This is a genomic window from Neisseria sp. P0021.S005 (assembly GCF_051956955.1).
The window spans coordinates 1-1,552 of sequence record NZ_JBQCWY010000707.1 but is presented as its reverse complement, the minus strand read 5'-3'; the positions used below and the strand labels follow the sequence as shown (position 1 = coordinate 1,552).

General features: G+C 43.4%; 2 pseudogenes. Both read left to right on the top strand.

Annotated features, from left to right (window positions below):
- Positions 1 to 1,213 (top strand): annotated as a pseudogene (rlmD, locus tag ACTHUE_RS18550) (23S rRNA (uracil(1939)-C(5))-methyltransferase RlmD); the annotation flags it as partial.
- 124 nt (positions 1,214 to 1,337) lie between these two features.
- Positions 1,338 to 1,552, top strand: a pseudogene (locus ACTHUE_RS18545) (23S rRNA methyltransferase); the annotation flags it as partial.

Here is a 1,552-nt window from a genome sequence, read left to right as displayed (position 1 = left end):
GAGAGCGTGTAACGTTTGCCATTCATAAAGAAAAAAAGCAGTTTGCAGAAGCTCAGGTCGAAACGGTTTTAAAACCTTCTTCCGAACGCATTGAGCCAGCTTGTTGCTATTTTGATACATGTGGCGGTTGTTCGCTTCAACATGTTTCCTTTGGCGCGCAAGTTGCATTAAAGCAACGGATTTTGGAAGAGCAGTTGGAACGGATAGGTAAGGTCAAGCCTGAGATAATTTTGCCCCCTTTATATGGTTACTCCTGGTATTATCGCGATAGAGCACGTTTAAGTGTTTCGATGGATAAGCAAGGCCGTCTGAAACTCGGTTTTCAGGCCAAAAAAAGCCATGATGTCGTCAATATCCGCCATTGCCATATTTTGCCTAAGCATGTGTCCGATAGGTTGCCTGATGTCCGCAATTTGCTGCAAAAGCTGCATGATGACGGTGTGAAAGTGAAATTTGTTGAGTTTTATTGCGGAAAAAATGTGACCGTATTCAACATTCGTTTCGTAAATCAACCGTTTGGACAAATATTAAGCGAATTGCGTAATTGGTTTGATAAGATATTGTCGGGTGCTGAAAAGGCATGGCAAATATGGCTGCAGGATCATGCCGAGTCTTTGCCGTTTTACCCTGAGAACGCCCTGCCCTGAACTATACTTTTGCTCAATTTGATGTGGAAATGCCTTACAAGCCGGGTGATTTTACGCAGATTAATGCGCAATTGAACGAAGTGATGGTGGCAAGGGCGGTCAGGCTTTTAAACCCTCAAAAAGGGGAGAGGATTGCCGATTTGTTTTGCGGTTTGGGCAATTTTAGTTTGCCGCTGGCAAAAAGTGGTGCATCGGTTGTCGGTATTGAAGGTGCCGATTATTTGGTCGATAGGGCAAGGGAAAATGCACGCCTGAATCGTTGTGCCGAGAATATGACGTTTTCTGTTGCAGACTTGTTCGATACCGATGAAAAAACTGTTGAGTCGTGGGGGCAATTTGACAAGATGTTGCTGGATCCTCCGAGAAACGGGGCTTATGCTGTTGTCAAATCGCTACACAAGCCGTTTTTGCCTCAGAAGATAGTGTATGTTTCGTGCAATCCATCAACATTTGCACGAGATGCCGGTGTCTTGGTTGATAAGGGCTATAAGTTTAAGGCGGTAGGAATCATGAATATGTTTGCACAAACCTCGCATGTTGAATCCATTGGTGTGTTTGAGTTGTAAATTGGTATCAAGTCCTTTATGGGGGTAGGGTTTCTAATGTGAAAATGGGTGCGTTCATGTTATCATCATTCGTTTGGGGAATTAATAGCGTTGAAGTTGCGTGTAAAGCAACAGATGTTAATAAATGCAGTTTGCAGCACAAGACCGGGAGGTGTTCTTGAACTATCAACTTTTAACTATTCTTTTGCTGGTGCTTTTTTTGCTGGTGTTGGTTTTTGTTCGTCATAAACAAAGTAACAATTCAGACAAACAAAGCGCACATGCATCAAAAAGCGGCCGTACATCTGCTGCTCATACAGCCTCCTCTGAGGATGGAAACGACTGGATTGAGAAAGTCAA